This window comes from Methylocystis rosea SV97 (genome assembly GCF_000372845.1).
GTDB lineage: Bacteria > Pseudomonadota > Alphaproteobacteria > Rhizobiales > Beijerinckiaceae > Methylocystis > Methylocystis rosea.
The window spans coordinates 3,233,339-3,254,916 of sequence record NZ_KB889963.1; the positions used below are offsets into that span (position 1 = coordinate 3,233,339).

At 63.5% G+C, this 21,578-nt stretch carries 25 protein-coding genes; 8 read left to right on the forward strand and 17 right to left on the reverse strand.

What is annotated here, in order from left to right; genetic code table 11:
- Positions 1 to 101: 101 nt before the first annotated feature.
- The 6 genes from tam to A3OO_RS0117020 all read right to left on the reverse strand — a co-directional run bounded on the left by tam (position 102) and on the right by A3OO_RS0117020 (position 5,899).
- A complete protein-coding gene (gene tam, locus A3OO_RS0116995; RefSeq protein ID WP_018409052.1) occupies positions 102 to 914 on the reverse strand; it encodes a trans-aconitate 2-methyltransferase in 813 nt (270 codons plus the stop codon).
- Positions 911 to 2,041, reverse strand: a complete 1,131-nt coding sequence (locus A3OO_RS0117000; RefSeq protein ID WP_018409053.1) for a sulfate/molybdate ABC transporter ATP-binding protein — start codon at positions 2,039 to 2,041, stop codon at positions 911 to 913. The genes tam and A3OO_RS0117000 overlap by 4 nt, the downstream gene beginning before the upstream one ends.
- The gene (gene cysW, locus A3OO_RS0117005) at positions 2,004 to 2,894 is read right to left on the reverse strand and encodes a sulfate ABC transporter permease subunit CysW (RefSeq protein ID WP_018409054.1); all 891 of its coding nucleotides are present in this window, start codon (positions 2,892 to 2,894) and stop codon (positions 2,004 to 2,006) included. Before cysW ends, A3OO_RS0117000 begins: the two co-directional genes overlap by 38 nt.
- Entirely contained in the window at positions 2,887 to 3,750 is an 864-nt protein-coding gene (cysT, locus tag A3OO_RS0117010; protein WP_018409055.1) for a sulfate ABC transporter permease subunit CysT, read from the reverse strand. Before cysT ends, cysW begins: the two co-directional genes overlap by 8 nt.
- The gene (locus tag A3OO_RS0117015; protein ID WP_018409056.1) at positions 3,747 to 4,721 is read right to left on the reverse strand and encodes a sulfate ABC transporter substrate-binding protein; all 975 of its coding nucleotides are present in this window, start codon (positions 4,719 to 4,721) and stop codon (positions 3,747 to 3,749) included. Before A3OO_RS0117015 ends, cysT begins: the two co-directional genes overlap by 4 nt.
- A 194-nt stretch (positions 4,722 to 4,915) precedes the next feature.
- Entirely contained in the window at positions 4,916 to 5,899 is a 984-nt protein-coding gene (locus A3OO_RS0117020) for a beta-ketoacyl-ACP synthase III (protein ID WP_026223092.1), read from the reverse strand.
- A gap of 352 nt (positions 5,900 to 6,251) precedes the next feature.
- Between A3OO_RS0117020 and rimO the strand changes: the two genes are divergently transcribed.
- Positions 6,252 to 7,601: a 30S ribosomal protein S12 methylthiotransferase RimO gene (rimO, locus tag A3OO_RS0117025; RefSeq protein ID WP_018409059.1), complete on the forward strand. Its 1,350-nt coding sequence runs from the start codon at positions 6,252 to 6,254 to the stop codon at positions 7,599 to 7,601.
- A gap of 46 nt (positions 7,602 to 7,647) precedes the next feature.
- Positions 7,648 to 7,968, forward strand: a complete 321-nt coding sequence (locus tag A3OO_RS0117030; protein ID WP_018409060.1) for a hypothetical protein — start codon at positions 7,648 to 7,650, stop codon at positions 7,966 to 7,968.
- Between the two features lie 67 nt (positions 7,969 to 8,035).
- Here A3OO_RS0117030 and A3OO_RS0117035 read toward each other — a convergent pair whose 3' ends face one another.
- The 4 genes from A3OO_RS0117035 to A3OO_RS0117050 all read right to left on the reverse strand — a co-directional run bounded on the left by A3OO_RS0117035 (position 8,036) and on the right by A3OO_RS0117050 (position 10,759).
- Positions 8,036 to 8,602 (reverse strand): nicotinate-nucleotide adenylyltransferase, encoded by a 567-nt coding sequence (locus tag A3OO_RS0117035; RefSeq protein ID WP_018409061.1) that lies wholly within the window; start codon positions 8,600 to 8,602, stop codon positions 8,036 to 8,038.
- An 84-nt stretch (positions 8,603 to 8,686) separates the two neighbouring features.
- Positions 8,687 to 9,001 carry a HigA family addiction module antitoxin gene (locus A3OO_RS0117040; protein WP_026223093.1) on the reverse strand — a complete coding sequence of 105 codons (315 nt, stop codon included), beginning with the start codon at positions 8,999 to 9,001 and terminating at the stop codon, positions 8,687 to 8,689.
- Positions 8,973 to 9,257, reverse strand: a complete 285-nt coding sequence (locus A3OO_RS0117045) for a type II toxin-antitoxin system RelE/ParE family toxin (RefSeq protein ID WP_018409063.1) — start codon at positions 9,255 to 9,257, stop codon at positions 8,973 to 8,975. The genes A3OO_RS0117040 and A3OO_RS0117045 overlap by 29 nt, the downstream gene beginning before the upstream one ends.
- Positions 9,258 to 9,454: 197 nt before the next feature.
- The gene (locus A3OO_RS0117050; RefSeq protein WP_018409064.1) at positions 9,455 to 10,759 is read right to left on the reverse strand and encodes a glutamate-5-semialdehyde dehydrogenase; all 1,305 of its coding nucleotides are present in this window, start codon (positions 10,757 to 10,759) and stop codon (positions 9,455 to 9,457) included.
- Between the two features lie 114 nt (positions 10,760 to 10,873).
- On the opposite strand from A3OO_RS0117050, the gene A3OO_RS0117055 reads away from it, so the two are divergent.
- Positions 10,874 to 11,605: a class I SAM-dependent methyltransferase gene (locus A3OO_RS0117055; protein WP_018409065.1), complete on the forward strand. Its 732-nt coding sequence runs from the start codon at positions 10,874 to 10,876 to the stop codon at positions 11,603 to 11,605.
- A gap of 131 nt (positions 11,606 to 11,736) precedes the next feature.
- A complete protein-coding gene (locus A3OO_RS0117060) occupies positions 11,737 to 12,639 on the forward strand; it encodes a DMT family transporter (RefSeq protein WP_018409066.1) in 903 nt (300 codons plus the stop codon).
- Between the two features lie 4 nt (positions 12,640 to 12,643).
- Here A3OO_RS0117060 and A3OO_RS0117065 read toward each other — a convergent pair whose 3' ends face one another.
- The 5 genes from A3OO_RS0117065 to A3OO_RS0117090 all read right to left on the reverse strand — a co-directional run bounded on the left by A3OO_RS0117065 (position 12,644) and on the right by A3OO_RS0117090 (position 16,323).
- Positions 12,644 to 12,898 (reverse strand): Txe/YoeB family addiction module toxin, encoded by a 255-nt coding sequence (locus A3OO_RS0117065; RefSeq protein WP_018409067.1) that lies wholly within the window; start codon positions 12,896 to 12,898, stop codon positions 12,644 to 12,646.
- The gene (locus A3OO_RS0117070; RefSeq protein ID WP_018409068.1) at positions 12,895 to 13,149 is read right to left on the reverse strand and encodes a type II toxin-antitoxin system Phd/YefM family antitoxin; all 255 of its coding nucleotides are present in this window, start codon (positions 13,147 to 13,149) and stop codon (positions 12,895 to 12,897) included. Before A3OO_RS0117070 ends, A3OO_RS0117065 begins: the two co-directional genes overlap by 4 nt.
- A 191-nt stretch (positions 13,150 to 13,340) precedes the next feature.
- The gene (lepA, locus tag A3OO_RS0117080; RefSeq protein WP_026223094.1) at positions 13,341 to 15,146 is read right to left on the reverse strand and encodes a translation elongation factor 4; all 1,806 of its coding nucleotides are present in this window, start codon (positions 15,144 to 15,146) and stop codon (positions 13,341 to 13,343) included.
- A 112-nt stretch (positions 15,147 to 15,258) separates the two neighbouring features.
- A complete protein-coding gene (locus A3OO_RS0117085) occupies positions 15,259 to 15,852 on the reverse strand; it encodes a hypothetical protein (protein ID WP_018409071.1) in 594 nt (197 codons plus the stop codon).
- A gap of 192 nt (positions 15,853 to 16,044) precedes the next feature.
- Positions 16,045 to 16,323, reverse strand: a complete 279-nt coding sequence (locus A3OO_RS0117090) for a hypothetical protein (RefSeq protein WP_156824941.1) — start codon at positions 16,321 to 16,323, stop codon at positions 16,045 to 16,047.
- Between the two features lie 213 nt (positions 16,324 to 16,536).
- Between A3OO_RS0117090 and A3OO_RS0117095 the strand changes: the two genes are divergently transcribed.
- From A3OO_RS0117095 to A3OO_RS0117105, 3 genes are read left to right on the forward strand one after another with little or no spacing between them, the layout of a single operon-like run.
- On the forward strand, positions 16,537 to 18,381 hold the full coding sequence (locus A3OO_RS0117095; protein WP_156824854.1) for a sensor histidine kinase: 1,845 nt from the start codon (positions 16,537 to 16,539) through the stop codon (positions 18,379 to 18,381).
- Positions 18,374 to 19,123: a peptidoglycan-binding domain-containing protein gene (locus tag A3OO_RS0117100; protein ID WP_018409074.1), complete on the forward strand. Its 750-nt coding sequence runs from the start codon at positions 18,374 to 18,376 to the stop codon at positions 19,121 to 19,123. The genes A3OO_RS0117095 and A3OO_RS0117100 overlap by 8 nt, the downstream gene beginning before the upstream one ends.
- Positions 19,124 to 19,170: 47 nt before the next feature.
- Positions 19,171 to 19,512: a DUF1491 family protein gene (locus A3OO_RS0117105; protein ID WP_018409075.1), complete on the forward strand. Its 342-nt coding sequence runs from the start codon at positions 19,171 to 19,173 to the stop codon at positions 19,510 to 19,512.
- 111 nt (positions 19,513 to 19,623) lie between these two features.
- On the opposite strand, the gene A3OO_RS0117110 is transcribed toward A3OO_RS0117105, so the two are convergent.
- Complete coding sequence (locus tag A3OO_RS0117110) at positions 19,624 to 20,700, reverse strand: DUF2336 domain-containing protein (RefSeq protein ID WP_026223096.1); 1,077 nt, start codon at positions 20,698 to 20,700, stop codon at positions 19,624 to 19,626.
- Between the two features lie 137 nt (positions 20,701 to 20,837).
- On the opposite strand from A3OO_RS0117110, the gene A3OO_RS0117115 reads away from it, so the two are divergent.
- Entirely contained in the window at positions 20,838 to 21,047 is a 210-nt protein-coding gene (locus tag A3OO_RS0117115) for a hypothetical protein (RefSeq protein ID WP_018409077.1), read from the forward strand.
- Between the two features lie 2 nt (positions 21,048 to 21,049).
- Here A3OO_RS0117115 and A3OO_RS0117120 read toward each other — a convergent pair whose 3' ends face one another.
- Positions 21,050 to 21,574: a CAP domain-containing protein gene (locus A3OO_RS0117120; RefSeq protein WP_018409078.1), complete on the reverse strand. Its 525-nt coding sequence runs from the start codon at positions 21,572 to 21,574 to the stop codon at positions 21,050 to 21,052.
- Positions 21,575 to 21,578 lie beyond the last annotated feature (4 nt).

Genomic DNA, 21,578 nt, shown 5'->3' on the forward strand with positions numbered 1-21,578 from the left:
ATTTAGTAGACAACTGCGCACATCGAGCGAGAGCGTTGCGGTAATGTCACAGTTTGAGGGATTGGGGGCCGCCATAGCGAGCAGAGACCTAGCCCGCCGCCCTATTTTTGCAGCGCGAAGAAGAGGCGCGGATACCGCAGAAGAACTTTGCCGTCCGGTTGCCGCGGATAGGCCTGTGCAAGCCTCCCTCTGTATCGCGCTAAAAATTCGATGCGCTCATTTGCGTCGAGCAAGTCGAGGAAGGGACGAAGGCCAGATCCTTCGAACCATTCGACCACGCCGTCAGGGCCGTCGAGCGGGTGGACATAGACCGTCTGCCAAATATCGATCGTACTGCAGAGCGGCGCGAGCAGATTGTAATATTCCTCGAGCGGACCGAGCACCATGATCGACTTGGCGACTGGAAGCAGACGCGAAGCCCAGGGGCCATCCGCCGCGACCATGCGCATCGCCGCGTGCGAAAGCTCATGCGTATTGTTCGGCATCTGCACCGCAAGACGGCCGCCGGGCCGCAAATAACTCAAAAGCCTTGTCATCAACCCGCGATGGTCGGGGAGGAAATTCAGAGCCGCATTGGCGAAGATGAGATCGGCGGGCTCTGACGGGCGCCAATGCGCGATGTCCTCCTTGATAAAAGTCGCTGTGGGCGTGCGCGCGCGGGCGACCGACAGCATGTTGTCGGATTTGTCGATCCCGATGATGTCGGCGCCGGAAAAGCTCATCGCGAGGAGCTGCGTGCTGTTTCCGGGTCCGCATCCGAGGTCATAAACCCGTTGCGTGTCGCAATAAGGCACGTGCGCGAGCAGGTCGCGGGCGGCGCGCGTACGCTCCGCTTCGAATTTCAAATAAAGCGCCGAATTCCAGTCGTTTGTCGCGCGCCTTTCGTCGATCCCTTCAGCAGGCGCCGCGCTCAAATGCCGTCTCCGGCGTTGACATAGTCGCCATTCTCGTCGGCGGGAAAGATGCGGGCTTTCGCCAGCGAAAGCGGGACGCGGCCGCCGAGCGAAGCCGAACGGTCGAGCGGCGAGTCAATTTCGAGCGTTTGATCGTAGCCGTCGATGGCGATCGTGGCGCGAACGCCGGCAGGCGTGCGTCGCAGGCTCTCGACGCGGCCTTCGAGATCGCCGCTCCCTTCAGCCGTGACGGCGATATCGGCCGGGCGGAAGAAGACTCTCGCCGGCCCGCTGCGCAAGCCATGCGTATCGATATGCAATTCGCGGCCGCCGAACGTCACATGGCCGTCGGAGATGGTGACAGGCAGCGCGACCGCTTCGCCAACGAAGGAGATGACGAATGGCGAAGCCGGACGGTCGTAAAGCTCTTCGGGCGTTCCAATCTGTTCGATGCGGCCTTCGTTGAGCACGACGACGCGATCCGCAAGCTCCATCGCTTCATCCTGATCATGCGTGACGAAGACCGTCGTCAATCCCGTTTGCTTGTGAATGTCGCGCAGCCAGCGGCGCAAATCCTTACGCACGCGCGCGTCAAGGGCGCCGAAGGGCTCGTCGAGCAGCAGCACGCGCGGTTCGATGGCGAGCGCGCGCGCGAGGGCGACGCGCTGACGCTGGCCGCCGGAGAGCTGCGCCGGATAGCGGCCGCCGAGTCCGTCGAGCTGCACGAACTGCAGAAGCTCCATGACGCGCGCCTTGATCGCCGCCCGCGGGGGACGCGTGCGTCTGGGACGAACTCTCAGACCGTAGGCGATGTTGTCGGCGACGGTCATATGTTTGAAGAGCGCATAGTTCTGAAACACCATGCCGACATGGCGGTCCTGCACGGGCAGATTGGTCGCATTCTCGCCATCGAAGAGGATGCGGCCGCGATCGGGAGAATTGAGGCCCGCGATCACCCGCAGCAACGTCGTCTTGCCGGAGCCCGAGGGTCCAAGCAGCGCGACGAGTTCGCCAGGCTGAATGTCGAGGCTGACGTCGCGCAAGGCCGGAAAGGCGCCGAAATCCTGCTCGACCCCCTCGATGCGAATGGAAGTTCCGCGCTTACTTCCCTCAGTGGCGGCGAGCGCGTCCGGAGAGCGCGTCAGCATGGCGCCATTCGAGGAACGTCTTGAGCCCGAGTGTGACAAGCGCCAAGCCTGCAAGAAGGACCGCGAGCGCGAAAGCGGCGACATTATTGTACTCATTGTAGAGTATCTCCACCTGAAGCGGAATTGTATTGGTCAGGCCTCGTATGTGGCCCGATACGACCGAAACGGCGCCGAACTCTCCCATGGCGCGGGCGTTACACAGCAGCACGCCGTACAGCAGGCCCCATTTAATGTTGGGCAGCGTCACGGTGAGAAAAGTCTTGAAGCCGGAGGCGCCGAGCGTGAGCGCGGCTTCCTCCTCGATCTTGCCCTGCTCCTCCATCAACGGAATGAGTTCGCGCGCAACGAAAGGAAAGGTGACGAAGATGGTCGCCAGCACGATGCCGGGCACGGCAAAGATGATTTGCACGCCGTGAGCCGCGAGCCACGGGCCAAAGAGGCCCTGGCCCCCGAACACCAGAACATAGACGAGACCGGCGACGACCGGCGAGACAGAGAACGGAAGATCGATCAGCGTGATCAGAACGCTCTTGCCGGGAAAGGAAAATTTGGCGATCGACCAGGACGCCGCGAGCCCGAACACAAGATTCGCCGGAACGGAGATCGCCGCGACAAGAAGCGTCAGACGGATCGCGGCGCGGGCGTCTGGATCGCCGAACGCGGTCAGAAAAGGGCCGATCCCTTTGCTGAAGGCTTCGACGAAGACGATTGCAAGCGGCGCAAAAAGGAAGAGAGCGAGAAACAGCACCGCGGTCGCAATAAGCGTATAGCGCGCGAACGACGAGTCCTGCGTAACCGGCCGGAATTTGACGCCGCGACTGCGGCCGCTCGACGTGACCGCGATCTCAGACATGGCCGAATCTCCTGCGGCTCCATGCCTGGACCAGATTGATGAGCAGCAGCGCGGCGAAGGAAATCGCCAGCATGATCGTTGCGATTCCGGTCGCGCCGGGGACGTCATATTGTTCAAGCTTCACGACGATGAGCAGCGGCGCGATCTCAGAGACGTAAGCGATATTGCCGGCGATGAAGATCACCGAGCCATATTCGCCAATGGATCTGGCGAAGGCGAGCGCGAAGCCGGTGAGCAGCGCCGGCGCCAGGGGCGGCAGCATCACACGGATGACGGTTTGCAGCCTGCCCGCGCCGAGAGTGGCGGAGGCTTCCTCTAGTTCCGCTTCGAGCTCGGAAATAATCGGCTGCACGGTGCGCACGACGAACGGCAGTCCGATGAAGATGAGCGCGACCAGAATGCCCCAGCGGGTAAAGGCGATCTTGATGTCGTAGTCGGCGAGCGGCGCGCCAAACCAGCCATTCGGCGAATACAGCGCCGCAAGCGAAATGCCGGCCACGGCCGTCGGCAGCGCGAAGGGCAGATCGACGAACGCGTCGAGCAGTCGACGGCCGGGAAAATCGTACCGAGTGAGCACCCAGGCGACGATGAGGCCAAAGAACAGATCGACGAACGCGGCGGCGAAGGAGATGAAGAACGTCGTGCGCAGCGACGCGGCGACGCGCGGCTCCGAGGCGATCGCGTAGAGCCCGGAAAATCCCAGTCCCGATGACCACCAGATGAGCGTGGCGAGCGGAAAGAGGACGATCACGCCAAGATAGATCAGCGTATAGCCGAAGGTCAGGCCGAAGCCTGGAATGACGCTCGGCGCCGCGAAGCGCCGAGCGTTTTTGCCGACAAGGCTCGGGGAGGTCACCTTGTCAGCTCTTGTTTCTGGATGTCGTCGAAAATGCCGCCGTCGGCGAAATGCTTCTTTTGCGCCGCCGCCCAACCGCCGAAACTTTTATCGACGGTGATGAATTCGATCTTGGCGAATTTCTTCACGTCGTCCTTCGCCGCATATTCGGGATGAACAGGACGATAGAAATTGCGTGCGATGATCGCCTGCGCCGACGGAGAATAGAGAAAGTCGAGATAGGCTTCCGCGAGCTGCCTGTTGCCTTTGGCGTCGGCGTTGGCGTCAACGACGGCGACCGGCGGCTCGGCCAGGATGGATTGCGGCGGCGTCACGATCTCGAACTTGTCAGCGCCGAATTCCTTCAGCGCAAGGAAGGCTTCGTTCTCCCATGCGAGGAGCACGTCGCCGATGCCGCGCTGGGCGAAGGTGATCGTCGAGCCTCTCGCGCCTGTGTCCATGACCGGGGCGTTCTTGTAGATCGCCTTGACAAAATCCTTGGTCTTGGCTTCGTCGCCGCCGAATTTCTTCAGCCCGTAGCCCCAGGCCGCAAGATAATTCCAGCGCGCGCCGCCGGACGTCTTCGGGTTGGGCGTGATCACCGCGACGCCGGGCTTCGCCAGATCGTCCCAATCCTTGACTGCTTTCGGATTGCCCTTGCGGACAAGAAACACGATCGTCGACGTATAGGGCGACGAGTTATTCGGTCGGCGCTTTTGCCAATCGACCGGAATCTTGCCGCTCTTGCTGGCGATCGCGTCAATGTCGGCGGCGAGCGCCAGCGTCACGACATCGGCATTCAGGCCCTCGATCACCGCGCGCGCCTGCGCGCCTGAGCCGCCATGCGACGCCAGAAGTTCGATCGTTTCGCCAGTCCTGGCTTTCCAGTCCGCCGCGAAGGCCGGATTAATCGCCTTGTAGAGTTCGCGCGTGGGGTCATAGGAGACGTTCAGGAACGTCTGGCCCGCTTGAGAATGCGCGCTCGCCAGCATCGTGAGGGCAACCAATCCCCCTAAAATTCCAAGTCCCACACTTTTTTGCAATTTCTCGCTCATGGTGACGCCTCTCCAACAGTCTATAAAATCACTAGCATGAGTAGACTGATTGGGCAAGGCGGAAAAAGCGCGGGTCAAGCCTGCGTGACGTCAGCGGAGCTTCGAGTGTGGACGGCCGCGAAAGGTAACGCCTACCAGCGCAGAACTGCGCCGCCCCAGGTCATTCCCGCGCCGATCGCCATCATCGCGATGACGTCGCCCTTTTTCAGCTTTCCGGCGCGATTCGCCTCATCGAGCGTGATCGGCATCGAGGCGCTCGACGTATTGCCGTAGCGGTCAATGTTGATCCAGCATTTCTCGAACGGAACGCCGAGATTCTGCATTGCGGACTCGATGATGCGCTTGTTGGCCTGGTGGGCGATCACGTGATCGACGTCGGCTGCGGTCAGACCGGCGGCTTCGAGCGTGTCGCCGACCACTTCAGGCAACAGGCGCGTCGCCACCTTATAGACCTCGCGCCCGCGCATCTTGATTTTGCCGGCCTTTTCTTCGAGCATTTCAGCAGATGGCGGGCGGCGGCTGCCGCCGCCATAGATGCCGAGAATGCCTGTCATCGAGCCGTCGGTGCGCAGGCTGGCGGCGAGCACGCCGCGCCCTTCCTCTTCGCTGGCGCCCAGCAAAATCGCGCCGGCGGCGTCGCCAAACAGCACGCATGTCTCGCGATTTGTCCAATCGACGAAGCGACTGAGGGTCTCGGCGCCGATCACCAGCGCGCGCTTGACCTTGCCGCTTCTGATAAACTGGTCGGCGATCGACAACCCGTAAAGCGAACCCGCGCAGGCGGCGCCGACGTCGAAGGCGAAGGCGTTTCTCGCGCCGAGCTGCGCCTGAACAAATGACGCGCAGGACGGCGTCGGCGTGTCGCCCGTCACCGTGCATACGATGATCATGTCGACGTCGTCGGGCTTTACGCCAGCGAACTGCAGCGCCTCGCGCCCGGCGGCGGTCGCCAGATCGGATGTGGCCTCATGATCTGCGGCCACTCGGCGCTCTTTGATGCCGGTGCGGCTAACGATCCACTCATTGTTCGTCCTGACGATTTTCTCGAGGTCGGCATTGGAGATGACGCGCTGCGGCGCATAAGACCCGGTTCCGAGAACTATGGAATTCGTCAAGACGTGGCGCTTCCTTCTGAGACGGCGTGGCTGAAGCTCGTAGCGAGGCGCTATTCATTAAGAGCGGCTCAGGCCGAGCGCAAATTTTTCTTTTTGAGCTCCGGCAAGGGCCCCAATCGTCTCTGACTTATTGGCTTTTTTGCGCCTGCGACGGCAGACTGTCCCAAAACGAGGCCGTCAACGCTTTCTTAAAGCGCGCGCAACTAGACCAATTCTGGGCTCGTCGGAGTTGCGTTTATGGTCCACGCTATCATTTTTGCCGCCGCCGCGCTCTTCGCTCTCATTGGCGCGCTGACGGCGTAACGCCCGAGCCCGCGATTGCAAAGTCCGCCGCCGCATGGCAAGGGGCGCCATGCAGGAACAACAGAGGCCGCTGAGCGCCGCCCCGCGCGTCTCCTTCGTCTCGCTCGGCTGTCCGAAGGCCCTCGTCGATAGCGAACGGATCATCACGCAGCTGCGCGCCGAAGGCTACGAGCTGTCGCGCACCCACGCCGGGGCTGACGTCGTCATCGTCAACACATGCGGCTTCCTCGATAGCGCCAAGGCGGAGTCGCTCCAAGCGATCGGCGCCGCGCTGAACGAAAACGGCAAGGTGATCGTCACCGGCTGCATGGGCGCCGAGCCAGACGCGATCGCCGAACGCTTCCCGCAGGTGCTGGCGATCACCGGCCCGCAGCAATATGAGAGCGTCGTCGACGCGGTGCATCGGGCCGCCGCGCCGGCCCACGATCCCTTTGTCGACCTTCTTCCTGAACAAGGCGTGAAGCTCACGCCGCGCCATTATGCCTATCTGAAAATCTCCGAAGGCTGCGACAACAGCTGCTCCTTCTGCATCATCCCGCATCTGCGCGGGCCGCTCGTTTCGCGGCCGGCCGCCGATGTGCTGCGCGAGGCGGAGAAGCTGGCGCGCGCCGGCGTCAAAGAGCTGCTGGTCATTTCGCAGGACACGAGCGCCTACGGCCGCGACATCCGCTATGCCGAAAGCATGTTCGGCGACCGTAGCGTGCGCGCGCGCTTTTTCGACCTGGCGCGCGAACTAGGCGATCTCGGCCTTTGGGTCCGCCTGCACTACGTCTATCCCTATCCTCATGTCGACGAGGTGATGCCATTGATGGCGGAAGGGAAAATCCTTCCCTATCTCGACATTCCTTTTCAGCATGCCGCGCCGAACGTGCTGAAGGCCATGAAACGCCCAGGAAACGATGAAAAGACTCTGGCGCGCATTCGAGCCTGGCGCGAGGCGTGTCCCGACCTCACGCTGCGATCGACGTTCATCGTCGGCTTTCCCGGCGAGACCGACGCGGATTTCGATTATCTTCTCGATTGGCTGGAGGAGGCCGAGATCGACCGTGCCGGCGCCTTCAAATATGAGCCTGTCGCCGGCGCGCCGGCCGAGGCGCTTGGCCTACCTGCCGTTCCCGACGACGTGAAGGAGACGCGCTGGAAGCGCTTCATGGAAAAACAGCAGGCGATCAGCGCGCGGCTGATGAAGCGCAAAATCGGCAAGCGTCTTTCGATCATCATTGACGAACCGGGCGGCGGACCTTCTGGCGCGCTCGCCAAAGGCCGCACCAAGGCCGACGCGCCGCAGATCGACGGCGCGGCCTTTGTCGCATCGCGGCGCCCGCTGCGCGCGGGCGACATCGTCACGGCGAAAATTGAACGCTCGGAGGCCTATGACGTCTATGGCGCAGCGACCTAGGGCAGCCCTATATTGGAGCCAAGGATAGATTTGGGAGAGAAGCGCCATGACCGAAGAACCGCAAGACAAGGGCACGCCGCCGCAGGAAACCCCGGCGCCGATGCCCGATAGGCCGACGCAGCCGCAGCTGCCGAAGTTCGTCATTCCGCGCAGCCTCTACATCGCGACCGCGCTGATCGTCATCGGCTCATTCGCCATTACGCTCTTCGTGCGCAATCCCTATACGCAGTCGGTGACCGAAGGCGGCGGCTTTTACGAGCACAGCACGGACAATTCGGCGCTGATGTGGGTCGCGATCTTCGTCGGCATTCCTCTGAGCTTCTGGGCCTATAAGCGCTGGATATTGCCGCTCTTCGAGCGCAAATAGGGAAGCATTCTCCGCCGAAGGCGAAGCCGGCGCGTCTGAAATTGCGTCAAATCAAACCGGAGCGCGGTTATGAACGCGCTCCGGCGCGCAACTCGGTCGAAGAGCGCTCGATTCTTGGCCCGTGCAGGTAGACGATCGCTGGCGGCGGCGTCACTGCAAGCATGCCGGCCTCTCTCTCGGGAATCCTCGCGCTCTTGAAATAGACCGCCGCCTTGGCGTTTACGGATCTGAGCGTCGCGCCCGGCCGGTCGATGACGGCGATCGGCGTCGTCCGCGCAATGTCCTGCCATCGCCGCCAGCGATGAAACTGCAAAAGATTATCCGCGCCCATGATCCAGACGAAACGCACGCCAGGACAATGCGTGTGCAGCCAAGCGAGCGTGTCGCAGGTGTAGCGCGCGCCGATCTCGGCTTCGAATCCCGTGAAGGCGACCCGCGGATCGCGCAAGATCTTTTTCGCAGCCGCTATTCGCGCCCCAATCGACGGCAGTTCGCTTGCGTCCTTGAGTGGATTGCCGGGCGAGACGATCCACCACAGCCGATCCAGCTTCAAGCGCGTCAGCGCGACGCGCGAGACGAGCGCATGGCCTTCGTGCGGCGGATCGAACGAGCCGCCGAAAAGGCCGATGCGCATGCCGGGCGCGTGAGGCGGTAGACGGACGGGGGTGGAAGTCATCGAGCCGATATGCGGCGCAAGCTTGGGTTAGATCAAGCGTTCTCAGGCGGCGCGCGGCTCGATCGCGCCGAGCTCGGAGCCGATCTGCCGGCGCCGGGCCATAAGATCATAGTCCGCCTGCAGCCCGAGAAAGAAGCCTTCCGAAATCCCGAAATATCGCGCCAGGCGCAAATCCGTGTCGGCGGTGATCGCGCGCCTGCCAAGAACGATCTCATTGATGCGGCGGGGCGGCACGCGAATGGCGCGCGCGAGCGCATTCTGGCTCAGTCCCATGGGCTTCAAAAATTCCTCGGCAAGAATTTCGCCCGGGGTCGGATTGGGCAACAGCTCAGTCATGGTAGTCGACGATCGTGACATCGGACGGCCCTCCCTCGATCCAGATAAAACAGACGCGCCATTGGTCATTGATCCTGATTGAATGCTGGCCGAACCGATCGCCTTTCAGCGCCTCAAGACGATTCCCCGGCGGGACGCGCAAATCGTTCAATATGCGCGCTTGATTGAGCAGGCGCAGTTTGCGCAGAGCCACGGCCTGAATGTCAGGCGGCAGCCTGCGGCTGCGATGACCCGACCAGATCGATTCAGTCTCGGAGTCAGCGAAACTCCTGATCATGAAAATTTATAACGCATAACGTTATACGCTTCAATGCCAGCGCAAGCGAAACAGGAGGAAAGAGCGCTTAGGCGGCCGATCGAACAGTCGTGGAAAAACGTCATATGCCGATAGCGGAAAGCGAACAGGCTCTCAAAACGCCTTCAGAAACTGCGCACACTCGCTGCAGAGTCACTCTTCAGATTTGGCTTCGCCACTCACCCCCGCACCTGGCCGTCGCCATAGACGCGGTATTTGAACGAGGTCAGCTGCTCGACGCCGACGGGTCCGCGCGCATGCATACGGCCCGTGGCGATGCCGATCTCGGCGCCGAAGCCGAATTCGCCGCCGTCGGCGAATTGCGTCGAGGCGTTGTGCAGCACGATCGCGGAATCAACCTCATTCATGAAGCGCTGCGCCGCAGTGGCGTCGCGCGTGATGATGCAATCGGTGTGATGCGAGCCGTAAGTCTCAATGTGATCGATTGCGCCCGCTAACCCGTCGACGACCCGCGCCGCGATGATGGCGTCGAGATATTCGGCGCGCCAATCGACTTCGGCGGCCGGCTTGACGCGCGCGTCGGCGGCTTGAGAGGCTGCGTCACCGCGCACTTCGCAGCCTGAATCGATCAGCATCGAGACGAGCGGCTGAAGGTGGGTCGCGGCGCAGGCCCTGTCGACGAGCAGCGTTTCCGCAGCGCCGCATATGCCGGTGCGCCGCATCTTGGCGTTCAGCAGCACGCGCCTCGCCATGTCGAGATCGGCGTCCTTATGCACGAAGACATGCACGATGCCTTCAAGGTGCGCGAAAACCGGCACACGCGCCTCATGCTGCACGCGGGCGACGAGACTCTTGCCGCCGCGCGGCACGATCACGTCGATATTGCCGTCGAGGCCCGCGAGCATCGCGCCCACGGCGGCGCGATCCGCGGTCGCGACAAGCGAGATCGCCGCTTCGGGAAGCCCAGCCCCCTTCAGCCCCGCGACGAGGCAGGCGTGAATGGCGGCCGACGAGCGCAGGCTCTCCGAGCCGCCGCGCAGAATCGCGGCGTTGCCGGCCTTGAGACACAGAGCGCCAGCGTCGGCGGTGACATTGGGCCGGCTTTCGTAGATCACGCCGATGACGCCAAGCGGCGTCGAGACGCGCTCGATCTTCAGGCCGTTCGGGCGATCGAAACTCGCCAGAACGCGGCCAACAGGATCCGGCAGCTCGGCGATCTCCTCCAGTCCACGGGCGATCGCCTCGACGCGGGCGGGATCGAGCGTCAGCCGATCGAGAAAAGACGCCGCCGTTCCGCGCGCCTTGGCGTCAGCGACGTCGAGCGCATTGGCGGCGAGTATGGCGTTGCTCTGGCGGCGAATTTCGCCGGCGGCTGCGCGCAGCGCCTTGTTCTTGGCGTCGGTCGAGGCGAGCGCCACCGCCCGCGCCGCTGCGCGCGCGGCGCGCCCGAGCGCGACAAATGTGTCGCTGATCGTCGCGTCTGCGCCGCCTGCCTGCGGCTCGGCGCGTACTGCCTGCGTCATAGCTTTCTCACGGGACATGCTGGAGTTTCGCTAACATGGCGGCCCAAGCAAGAAAAGCCGCCCTCCAGACAGGCCGCCCTTGCGAGGCCTGTCGCGATATGAAAAAAAAGCCGCATGTCCGCGCTTCAAGAGAATCCGTTCACTGGGCCCTTGGCGGCCGAATATGACGTGCTGCGGCTGATGTGTCCAAACGCCGCCACGCTCGCCAGAAAGATCGGCGACCGAATCGCCGCTTGGCGTTCCGACGCAGGGCCGATCGATGGCTTCGAGATCGGCTGCGGAACGGGGATCAGCACGCTCGCGGCGCTCTCGGCGCGGGGCGACCTCAAGCTCACCGCGATCGACAGCGCCGGCGAAATGCTCGATCAGGCGCGAACCCATCTCGCCGAATACGCCCTGGCGGGCCGCGTCAAATTTGTCGAAGCCGATGCGCTGACGGCGCTGCGCGCGCTGCCCGATGCGCACATGGATGTCGTCATTTCGAATTACGCGATCCATAACTTCGCTGACGACTACCGTAAGGCCGTGGTTTCGCAGATTTTCCGCGTCCTGAAGCCGGGCGGAATTTTCGTCAACGGCGACCGCTACGCGATGGACGACCCCGCCGCGCATCTTGCCGATACGCAAGCCGTGGTGCGGGGTTGGTTCAAGATTTTCACGAAGATGAACCGACTCGATCTGCTCGAAGACTGGATTGTGCATCTATTGAGCGACGAATCGCCTCTGCACATTATGCATTTCGAGCCGGCGCTCGAGCAGTTGCGCGCCGCGGGCTTCGCGCCGGTCGCGGTTGAATTCCGCGACGGCGTGGACACGCTGGTGACGGCGGTGAAGCCGGGCGGGTGAGGCGACGCGCGCTTCTCTTTCAAGACGAGGCGCGCAACCCTCTCCCATGGGGAGAGGGTTTGCCGCGCGCAAGCTCGATATCTCAGGCAACGTCAACTCCCGCTCTCGCTGATCATGCGCTATAGGGCGCCATGGACCTCGCGCTTCTCGCTCTCTTCGCCTCGCTCGTCACCGCCATTTGCCAATCCGTCACCGATCTCGGCACCAAGGCGGCGACTCGAACGGCCGGCGATCGCGCCATTCTCGCCGCGCAATGGTGCGCGGGCGCTGTCTTGCTGAGCCTTGCTTGCGTCGTCTTCTATCCGGGCCTTCTCGGCGCGCCGGGCGAAACCTTTTCGTCGCTGACGAAGCCTGGTTTTTGGACTCTGCTGGCCTGGTCGGGCGCGCTCAATGTCGTCGCCTATGTGCTTTACATCCGCGCCTTTCGACTGTCCGACGCATCGCTGGTCGCGCCGCTTGTGCTGCTCACGCCGGTGCTGATGCTGTTCACCTCGCCGATCATGACGGGCGAGCACGCGCCGCCGATGGGCGTCTTCGGCGTGCTGTTCACCGTGCTCGGCGTCGGCTTGCTCGACGCCGACCGGGCAAACGGGCGCCGCTTCAACTTTCATGTCTTCGCGCGCGACAAAGGCGCGCGAATGATGATCGGCACCGCGGTGATCTGGAGCGTCACCGCCAACATCGACAAGCTCGGCGTCAGGGCGTCGACGCCGCTGATCTGGATCGCGGCGGTGACGATCGTCATCGCGTTTTTTGCCCTGCTCTACTGGCTTGCCGGTCGCCGGCCCGCGCCAAGCGCGTTCGATTTGCGTTACGCCATCGGCGCGGGGTCGGCGATGGCCTTTGGCAACACTTTGCAGATGTGGGCGCTGACCGTGCTGTTCACGCCCTATGTCATCGCCATCAAGCGATTGTCGGCGCTCTTCACCGTGCTCGCGAGCGGACGTGTGCTGAAGGAGGAATCAAGCGGCCGGCTGCTTGGCGCGGCGGTGATGCTCGTCGGCGCGGTGATGATCGCGCTGGCAAGGGAGTGAGGCGTCAGTAATGATAGCGGCACTGAGCAATCAGCAAGGCGCCGTCTTCGACGCGGTAGACTAGGCGATGCTCGCGATCAATGCGACGCGACCACCAGCCGCGTAAATCGCCACGTAAGGGTTCCGGCTTGCCAAGGCCCTCAAAGGGCGCACGGGCGCATTCTTTAATGAGCGTATTGATGCGTTCCAGTGTCTTTTTATCTTGGCCTTGCCAATAGAGATAATCGGCCCAAGCCTGTTCGGCGAAGACGAGCTTCATTCAACGAGCTTGCGCTCTTTTCCACGCCCCGCGTCGAGCTCCTGGATGGCTGCGCGCAGGCGCTCTGCATTGCGCGGACTCTGCAGCAGATAGCTCGTCTCTTCATAGGAGGCGAAGTCTTCGAGCGAGATCAGCACGGCGGCAGGCTTGCCCTTGTCACGGGTGATGACGACCGGCTCATGGTCTTCTGTGACGCGGTCGAGCGTGGCGGCGAGATTTTTGCGGAAATCGCTGTAGGAGGTGGTGCGCATCGCTCCAATATGTACCTAATTGCGTACGCTCGCAAGAATGTCGTCATGGCCGGGGTTGTCCCGGCCATCCACGCCGGGACGCTGCGCCGCTTTGCCAGATTGGCGTAGGCCTCGCGTGGATGCCCGCGACAAGCGCGGGCATGACGGCGGAGACGGCTCGTCACCCTCCCCCGCAAACGGGAGAGGGCGCCCTACTCCTCCATCTTCAGCGCCGCGATAAACGCCTCCTGCGGAATCTCGACGCGGCCGAACTGACGCATCTTCTTCTTGCCTTCCTTCTGCTTCTCCAGGAGCTTGCGCTTGCGGCTAACGTCGCCGCCGTAGCATTTCGCGGTCACGTCTTTGCGGAAGGCGCGCACCGTCTCGCGCGCGATGATCTTTCCGCCGATCGCCGCCTGAATCGGCACCTGGAACATATGCGGCGGGATCAGCTCTTTCAGCTTCTCGCACATGGCGCGGCCGCGCGAGTCAGCGCGGGTGCGATGGACGAGCATTGACAGTGCGTCGACCGGCTCGGCGTTGACGAGAATGCTGAGCTTCACGAGATCGCCGGCGCGATAGTCGGTGATCTGATAATCGAAGGAGGCATAACCCTTCGAGATCGACTTCAGCCGGTCATAGAAATCAAACACCACCTCGTTGAGCGGCAGATCGTAGACCGCCATGGCGCGCTTGCCGACATAGTTGAGATCGACCTGCACGCCGCGCCGATCCTGACAGAGTTTCAGCACCGAGCCGAGATAGTCGTCGGGCGTCAGGATCGTCGCCCTGATCCAGGGCTCATTGATCTCCTCGATCTTCACGACATCCGGCATGTCGGCTGGGTTGTGCAGCTCGATCTCGTCGCCGTTGGTCATGCTGATCTTGTAGATGACCGACGGCGCGGTCGCGATGAGATCGAGATCGAACTCCCGCTGCAGACGTTCCTGAATGATTTCGAGATGCAGCAGGCCCAGGAAACCGCAGCGGAATCCGAAGCCGAGCGCGGCGGACGTCTCCATCTCATAAGAGAAGCTGGCGTCGTTCAGGCGCAGCTTGCCGATCGCCGCCCGCAAATCCTCGAAGTCGGCGGCGTCCACGGGGAACAGTCCGCAGAACACCACGGGCTGCGCCGGCTTGAAGCCGGGCAACGCCTCGGCGGTCGGCTTCTTGTCGTCGGTGATCGTGTCGCCGACGCGGGTATCCGCCACCTGCTTGATCTGCGCCGTGATGAAGCCGACTTCGCCGGGACCAAGCGACGCTACATCCTGCATTTTGGGACGAAAGACGCCGATCTTATCCACTTCGTAATGGGCGTCGGCCGCCATCATCTTTATCTTCTGGCCCTTCTTCAGGGTTCCATCGAAGATTCGCACCAGCACGACGACGCCGAGATAAGCATCATACCAGCTGTCGACGAGCAGCGCCTTCAAAGGGGCCTTCTCGTCGCCATTTGGCGGCGGCAGGCGCGTGACGATCGCCTCGAGCACGTCGGGAATGCCGATGCCGGTCTTGGCCGAAATGAGCACCGCGCCCGAGGCGTCGAGCCCGATGACCTCCTCGATCTGCTCCTTGATGCGGTCGGGTTCAGCCGCCGGCAGATCGATCTTGTTCAGGACGGGAACGATCTCATGGCCGGCGTCGATGGCCTGATAGACGTTCGCGAGCGTCTGCGCTTCGACCCCCTGCGAGGCGTCGACGACAAGCAGCGAGCCTTCGCAGGCCTTCAGCGAGCGGGACACCTCATAGGCGAAGTCGACGTGGCCCGGCGTGTCCATCAGATTGAGGACGTAATCCTTGCCGTCCTTGGCCTTGTAATTGAGGCGCACCGTCTGCGCCTTGATGGTGATGCCGCGCTCGCGCTCGATGTCCATCGAGTCGAGCACCTGCTCGACCATGTCGCGCGCGGCGACCGTCCCCGTCTCCTGAATGAGCCTGTCGGCCAGGGTCGATTTGCCGTGGTCGATATGCGCGACAATCGAGAAATTGCGGATGTTTTCGATCTTGTGGGCGGTCATGTGCGCGGGGATAGCAGCGCCCGCCAAGGAATGAAAGGGCGCGTCAGCCCGCGCCCAGCGCCATTTCATTCCCAGGCGGGCGCCCAGGGCGCGCGCCGAGCCTTCTGGAAGGCTACTTCTTCTCCATCCGCGCCTCGAGCTCCGCCTTGCCCTTGTTAAAAAGCTCAATGGCTTTGGGCACGGCCCAGCGGATGAAGGCGTCCGTCGCCCGCACGGCCATGCAGCCGACCTGGGTTACGAGCGAGACTGTCTTGTCGAACCAGGGCAAAGCCGCGCTGTCGGCGGGAATCTTGCCTCTTACCCAGGCGACGCCATCCCTGGTCTTTTCCGAGATGAGGCTCCACAGCACGACGGCGGGATCGGATGACGGCGCGGTGGCGATCGCGTGGCGCAGCCGCACGACCTCAGCCGAAGCCTCGTCGGCCCGGCGATTGGCGGCTTCGAGCTGCCGAGACGTCTCAAGCGCTTTCGTCGACGCCCCGGCGTTCTCCGCGGCGAGGCGGTCGCGCTCCGCGGTCATCGCCGCCAGGCTGTCGCGAACATCGTCGCGCTCCTTGGCGTAGGCGTTCGCCTTCGCGACGATCTCGGACTTCTCGAAAATCTGCCGGTCGCGCTCCATGCGCGTCGCTTTGAGCTGCTCCTGCAGATTGGTCAGTTCGGAGCGGGAAACCGTATCTTCGGGTTGCGATGAAGTTTCTTCGGACATGGCCGCCTCCTTTAGGGAGAGGATGGCTCGCGATGTGCGAACGGGTCGCGCGAGCAAAAACGGAATGGCCTCGGTGGCGGTTCGGCCTCAAATCGCGCGCCAAGCGCCAACATGTTTAGTGTCAAAAAATTGATTCTGCAAAACCGGCGCAACTGCGCAGCTATTGCACACTGCGCCGTCGTGGATTGGCTGTTACTGCGCGCGACCCGACTGCACGCGCTGCGCCGCCGAGAGGCAGTCGCGCGGCGCCGCCAGACATTTATCACGCGCGGCGCCGGCGAGCGCGTCGCCGCCGGCGCGAACCAGCGCGGACGCTTTCTCGATCGCGTCCTGTACGAAGCCAGCCGCGTGCTGTGGCGCAGAAGCGCGGACGGCTGCGCTTTTCGGCACAACTGGCGCGTGATCAGCGCGCCATTGCAGGGCGACGCAGACGAGGAGGATGCAAATCGCGCATTTGGCCAGAAAAACCAAACTCGTCTCCATCAGCGATAGCGGTTTCTTGTAAGTGATGGCGCGGCGGGGTTGAGCCTTCGTAAACGCGCCTTCAATTCTTTCCCTGAAAGTCACGGCAATAAAGTGCAAACCATGTCGACGCGTCGCCGAGTAGCTGTTGAAGCTTTCGCATCGGCTTAGCGGCTGCTTAAGGACGCCCTGCTATCGCTATTGCGATAGGGAGCGTACGCCTTGAGTAGCATCGCCGAGGACAGCCGTTACCAGTCTTGCGTGGACGCCGCATTGCATGAGCGGGTCGCCGGACGACCGGTGGAAGAGGCGCGTCATCGTGCGTTCATCGTCGCTCGGCTCGTCGTCGCCGCCTGCGTCCTGCTCTCGGCGCCGCTGTTTCTGTTCTTGCATGGCGCGCCGACAACAAGCGATTGCGTCCTTTTCCTTCTCGCGCAGATCCCGCTCGCCTCCGTGATCGTGTTGTCGCGCGCGGGAGATTTGCGCCTTGCGCGGAGCCTCTCGATCGGCGGCTGGCTGGCGATGGCGACGGCCATCCACGCGCTAATGCCGGGCTACGACGCGTTTTCAATCGCTCTGCTGCTCGTTGCGCTCGTAGAGGCTGCCCTGACGCCCGACGTCGGAACGGTCATCGTCATAGAAGTGGTCGCCATCGCCGCCCTCGCGCTGACAGCTGGTCTCAATCTGCGGGCGCCGCGCGAACTGCTGACGGAACATGCAACGACGACTATCCTTCTCGGCGCGCCGCTATTTCTCTATATCGCCGCTCTCGTCTTCGGCGCCGTCCGGGTCGAGCAGGCTCGCGCCCGCGCCGAAGCGCGCAACGACCGCGACCTCATGCTCCTGACAGGCGCGGTCGGCGACATCCTGCTGCACCTCGATCGCGCCGGCTTCGTCAACGCGGTCCTGGGTGACGGGCGCCACGTCTTTGATCTCAAGCGCGATCTGGTCGGCCGCGAATTCTTCACGCGGATTCACGTCGCCGACCGGCCGAGCTTCCTCAAGGCGGTCTCCGACGCCGTCGACGGCAAGGCGGTGGCGCCCGCGGCCGTTCGCGTTCAGGTTGGCGTTGCGCGCAATGCTTCCAGCGAATTCATCGCGCCCGTTTTCAACTCTTTCGAGGCGCGCCTGCGCCGCGCTCAATTAAACGACGAGGAATGCGCAACAGAGGCCGTCGTCTGCGCCCTGCGCGACGTACACGCCACGCTCGAAGCCGATATCGCGCTTGCGGCGGCTCACGCGGCAGCCGAGCGCGCTGCAACCAGCAACGTGCGCCTTCTCGCCAATGTCAGTCATGAGCTGCGCACGCCGCTCAACGCGATCATCGGCTTCTCCCAAATGTTGGCGACCGACGAGATTGCGCCTTCCGAACCCGCCAAACAGCGGGAATATGCGTCGATCATCAGCGACTCCGGCCACCATCTCCTCGAGATCGTCAACTCCATCCTGGATATGTCCAGGATCGAATCCGGCGTCATGGAAATCGCCGCTGAGTCGTTCGCCCTGCCGACGCTCGCCGATCAGTGCTGCGACATGATGCAGCTGCAGGCCGATCAGTCTGGCGTGACGCTCGCGCGCGAATATGCCGAAAGCCTTGGCGAGATCGTCGCCGACAAACGCGGCTGCAGACAGATCCTGATCAATCTGCTCTCTAACGCAGTGAAATTCACGCCGCGCGGCGGCACGGTGAAGCTCGCGCTTCAGCTTGAAGGAAATCACGTCGTCGTCACCGTCGCCGACGATGGAGCAGGCATCGCCGCAGGCGATCTCGCGCGGCTCGGCGATCCCTTCTTTCAGACGCGCGCGTCGCTCGACAGCGGGCGCGAGGGAACTGGCCTCGGCCTTTCCATGGTGTGCGGACTCGTGGGGCTGCACGGCGGTTCGATCACCATCGAAAGCGGCCTGCAGGTCGGCACGGCGGTTTCCGTGCGCCTGCCGCTCGACTGCCGCAACAGCGGCGCAACCGGGGGTCCGGCAAGAATCCAGACGATCGCCCGACTTGGCGCGCCGCTCAGCGTGGCCGTGGTCGGCGACGCAGAACCAGCAACGGTGAAGAAAATTGCGTGACGCCTCGCTCTACGCCTCTCGCTTTCAGGCTTCTCCCGCCGATCGCGCCCCGCCGCGCGACACACGACGCAATGGTCGTCGCTCAATCCTTGCGCGCATGTTCGGCGCCAAGCGAATCGGCGTCATGCTTATCCTCGGCATCGCCACCGTGGCGGCGATCGGCGTGCCGATGAACGCGCTGTTCCTCCAGGACGGAAGACATCCGGCGCCGCTCTTTTCGGCTCAGACTTCGAACGCGGTCCTGGGCGCGCCGACGCCGCCGGCGCGCCCGCCCGCCGTCGAAGCCCGCACAGATCGAGACGCGAATGTCCCCGCGCGCGCCATTCCGAAAGACCTCATCGCCAGCAAGATCGAAAAGCTTGACGCCGCCAAAAGCCCCGACTGGGGCAAGAGCGCGCCGGCGAAAGCAGATCCGCCGCACACGGCGGACAAGAAGCGGGACGCGATCGGCCTGCTGATCGTCGGCGACCCGACCCCGATTAAGGCGAGCGGCGACAAGGCCGACAAGGCCGAAAAGGCCGACGCCGCGGACAAGACCGCGACGCTCGACAAAAACGTTCTTTATGCACAGCGCGCGCTCCTGAAGCTCGGCTACGTGGTGCGCTCCGACGGCGTTCTCAGCGGCGCGACGCGCCACGCCTTGGAGAAGTTTGAGGGCGACGCCGGACTGCCGGTCAAGGGCCGGATCACGCCGAAATTGCTGCAGCAGCTCGCGGCGCGCTCCCGCCTCCCGCTCCCTTGAGTCGCGCGCGTTCGACAATCCCGCCGCTCAAGCGCTAGTTTGCGCCCATGCGACTGAGATCCGACATATTCGTTTCCGCGCTGATCCGCCGGGCTGAGGTGCAAGGCGCGGTCGCCATGCTGCGCCGGCGCGGCGCCGCCGAAGCCGGCGCGATCTTTGTCAAACTCGATCGGCTTGATGGGCGCGCCGCCGTCTATGGCCCTGCCCCGCAGAGCGAAGAGCCGCCGGAGGGAGTCGATCGGCTGTTCGCGCGCGTCCATGCAGGCGACTGGCTCGATCCGGGGGAGGCCGAGCAGAGGCTCAAGCGCGAGATCATGTTCGACCCGGACCTTTGGATCGTCGAGATCGAGGACCCGGACGGCCGCGTGTTCGTCGACCTCGCCGCTTAGCGCAAGCAGGTTTGCGAAAAAGCCGACAAACTTTTTCGATGAGAACCTGCTCCAACATTTAGATTGAGCGACGCCTATCGATCACATGATCCCATGCGATCGGGAAGCGCTCTAAGCGGATTGATCGAGTTTGCGCGATGGCCGCGCCAATGATTGCTGAGGCGTCGCGCGGCGGCGCGTCAGCGCACCCGGATCTTCTCGCGCGGCACGGCGTGAAATTTCGCGCTCCGATCGCGCCGCGCCAGTCATTGCGCCCACGATGCGCGCCGCCGCACGCTGCGGCGTCGAGCGCATTACGCCGAGCAACGCCTGAACGACCTCGGCGTCACGGGCAACGCCAGGCTCGGCGCAAAGAAAGATGCGCGTCGCCGATTCGAGCGGGACGCCGATCGCGTTGAGCGCCAGAGCGAGCGCCTCCCCGAGATGATCGACGACAAGCGCGCGCGCCCGTTCCTTTCGGCACTCGAGCGCCTCCGAGAGGAGAGCGGCCATCGCGTTGCGATCATGGCGTTGCGCCGCGGCTTCCAGTTTCTCGACGAAAGCGCTGTCGGCGCGAAGCGGCGCTTCGGTCGCGCCGCTCGCCAATATTTGGCGGCAGGCGTTGAGCACGATCGCCGTGCGCTCGAGCCGGTTCGCCGCAAGGAAAAGCGGTTCTGGGTCGAGATCAAGATCGTCGCGGTCGAGCAACATGCGCGCAAGCGTCAGATCATCGCGCGCCGCCACGACCAGTGCGCGCCTGGACGCCGAATCGAAATGCGCAGCGAGATTGCCGGCGAGCCCACGAAGCACTTCGCCCTCGCGGCGTGAGGCAAGCGCCAGCATCGTCTCCCGATCGAGGTCGCGGCGGCGGGCGACGGCCGCCGCGAATTGCGCCGGCCCCTGCTCGGCGGTGGCGATCATGTCCCGCTGCGCGAGCTTAGGCGCGAATTGAAAGGCAAGCGCGGCCGCAGCGCCGCCCTTATCGAAAAGACGCGCGAAAATCGAGGCGGGCGTTTCCCGATGGAAGCAGAGCGGCAGCGCCGCACGGGCTACTGTTTCTGCATCGACAATGTCGATGAGCCCGAGCGCGAGCTGTTCGAACTGCCGGATGTCGGCCGTCGGATGCATCGATCGCTCGACAAATTGATCGACGACCGCTCGAAGCAGCGAAGCGTCGACCATCCGACGCTGTTCTCTATCGGCGCCCATCACTTCACCACTCGAACCCATACGCAACTTGCAGAAAATTTAGCATCCGGTCGTTGACGGAGCATTAACCCTCGCCAATTCCTAATCGTTAAGGACGGCTGATTCATCGTCGGCGGAACGAGCTTGGAGAAATCGCCATGGGGAAGGTCATCGCCTTCCAGCCGCGCACGAGAGCGGCGTCGAAACGCCGCGAGGCGCCCGAACGCGACGCACAGATCCTGTTCTTTCTCGGCGTGCGCTATGTGCGGATGGACGACGCCCTCGTCAATCCGCAGGAGAAGCCCGCTCCGGAGTCCTGCGGCGCGCCGCCGGGCGGCGGCAAGCGCAGGCGCCGGGTCCGCGCCTGACCTCAGTCGGCAAGAACGAGCGCCCAATAGACCTTATATTTCGCCCCGGCCGCGTACGCCGTCGCGATGCCCATCCGTTTCACGCGCTTGTCCAGCATGCGCGCATTATGCGGCGCGGAATCGCGCCAGCCGGAAAAAGCTTCCGCCAGCGTGCGGTAGCCCGCCGATACATTCTCCACGGCCGCCGGCGTTTGAATGCCGGCGCCTGCGAGGCGGTCGCCGAGTTCGCCGCGCGCCGCAAGATCGCCGCTTTGCGCCATGTCCCGCGCCTGCGCCTCCGCGACGCGCTCCAGTCCGTCATCCAGGGTCAGAGCGCCGAGCCCGCTGTTGCGTCGATAAAGCGAGATCATGTCGCGCGCGGTCACGGGATCGACGTGCGCGCCGGCCGCCGCCAGAGAGCGATACATCGGCGGCTCCGGCCCGGTCACCCTGGGCGCAGGCTCTTGCGCGGCGTTGCAGCCGGCAAGCGCGCCGAGCGCCAGGAGAGTGGCGATGCGGAGAGGAGACAACAAAGACATCGAGCGCATCTCG

What these genes read in the sequence shown, in the direction of transcription:
- A3OO_RS0117000 (WP_018409053.1), bottom strand. Translation starts at nt 2,041, where the DNA reads ATGCTGACGCGCTCTCCGGACGCGCTCGCCGCCACTGAGGGAAGTAAG.
- cysW (WP_018409054.1), bottom strand. Translation starts at nt 2,894, where the DNA reads ATGTCTGAGATCGCGGTCACGTCGAGCGGCCGCAGTCGCGGCGTCAAA.
- A3OO_RS0117015 (WP_018409056.1), bottom strand. Translation starts at nt 4,721, where the DNA reads ATGCTGGCGAGCGCGCATTCTCAAGCGGGCCAGACGTTCCTGAACGTC.
- rimO (WP_018409059.1), top strand. Translation starts at nt 6,252, where the DNA reads ATGCAGGAACAACAGAGGCCGCTGAGCGCCGCCCCGCGCGTCTCCTTC.
- A3OO_RS0117030 (WP_018409060.1), top strand. Translation starts at nt 7,648, where the DNA reads ATGACCGAAGAACCGCAAGACAAGGGCACGCCGCCGCAGGAAACCCCG.
- A3OO_RS0117035 (WP_018409061.1), bottom strand. Translation starts at nt 8,602, where the DNA reads ATGCGCATCGGCCTTTTCGGCGGCTCGTTCGATCCGCCGCACGAAGGC.
- A3OO_RS0117040 (WP_026223093.1), bottom strand. Translation starts at nt 9,001, where the DNA reads ATGTCACGATCGTCGACTACCATGACTGAGCTGTTGCCCAATCCGACC.
- A3OO_RS0117045 (WP_018409063.1), bottom strand. Translation starts at nt 9,257, where the DNA reads ATGATCAGGAGTTTCGCTGACTCCGAGACTGAATCGATCTGGTCGGGT.
- A3OO_RS0117050 (WP_018409064.1), bottom strand. Translation starts at nt 10,759, where the DNA reads ATGACGCAGGCAGTACGCGCCGAGCCGCAGGCAGGCGGCGCAGACGCG.
- A3OO_RS0117055 (WP_018409065.1), top strand. Translation starts at nt 10,874, where the DNA reads ATGTCCGCGCTTCAAGAGAATCCGTTCACTGGGCCCTTGGCGGCCGAA.
- A3OO_RS0117060 (WP_018409066.1), top strand. Translation starts at nt 11,737, where the DNA reads ATGGACCTCGCGCTTCTCGCTCTCTTCGCCTCGCTCGTCACCGCCATT.
- A3OO_RS0117065 (WP_018409067.1), bottom strand. Translation starts at nt 12,898, where the DNA reads ATGAAGCTCGTCTTCGCCGAACAGGCTTGGGCCGATTATCTCTATTGG.
- A3OO_RS0117070 (WP_018409068.1), bottom strand. Translation starts at nt 13,149, where the DNA reads ATGCGCACCACCTCCTACAGCGATTTCCGCAAAAATCTCGCCGCCACG.
- lepA (WP_026223094.1), bottom strand. Translation starts at nt 15,146, where the DNA reads ATGACCGCCCACAAGATCGAAAACATCCGCAATTTCTCGATTGTCGCG.
- A3OO_RS0117085 (WP_018409071.1), bottom strand. Translation starts at nt 15,852, where the DNA reads ATGTCCGAAGAAACTTCATCGCAACCCGAAGATACGGTTTCCCGCTCC.
- A3OO_RS0117105 (WP_018409075.1), top strand. Translation starts at nt 19,171, where the DNA reads ATGCGACTGAGATCCGACATATTCGTTTCCGCGCTGATCCGCCGGGCT.
- A3OO_RS0117110 (WP_026223096.1), bottom strand. Translation starts at nt 20,700, where the DNA reads ATGGGCGCCGATAGAGAACAGCGTCGGATGGTCGACGCTTCGCTGCTT.
- A3OO_RS0117115 (WP_018409077.1), top strand. Translation starts at nt 20,838, where the DNA reads ATGGGGAAGGTCATCGCCTTCCAGCCGCGCACGAGAGCGGCGTCGAAA.
- A3OO_RS0117120 (WP_018409078.1), bottom strand. Translation starts at nt 21,574, where the DNA reads ATGCGCTCGATGTCTTTGTTGTCTCCTCTCCGCATCGCCACTCTCCTG.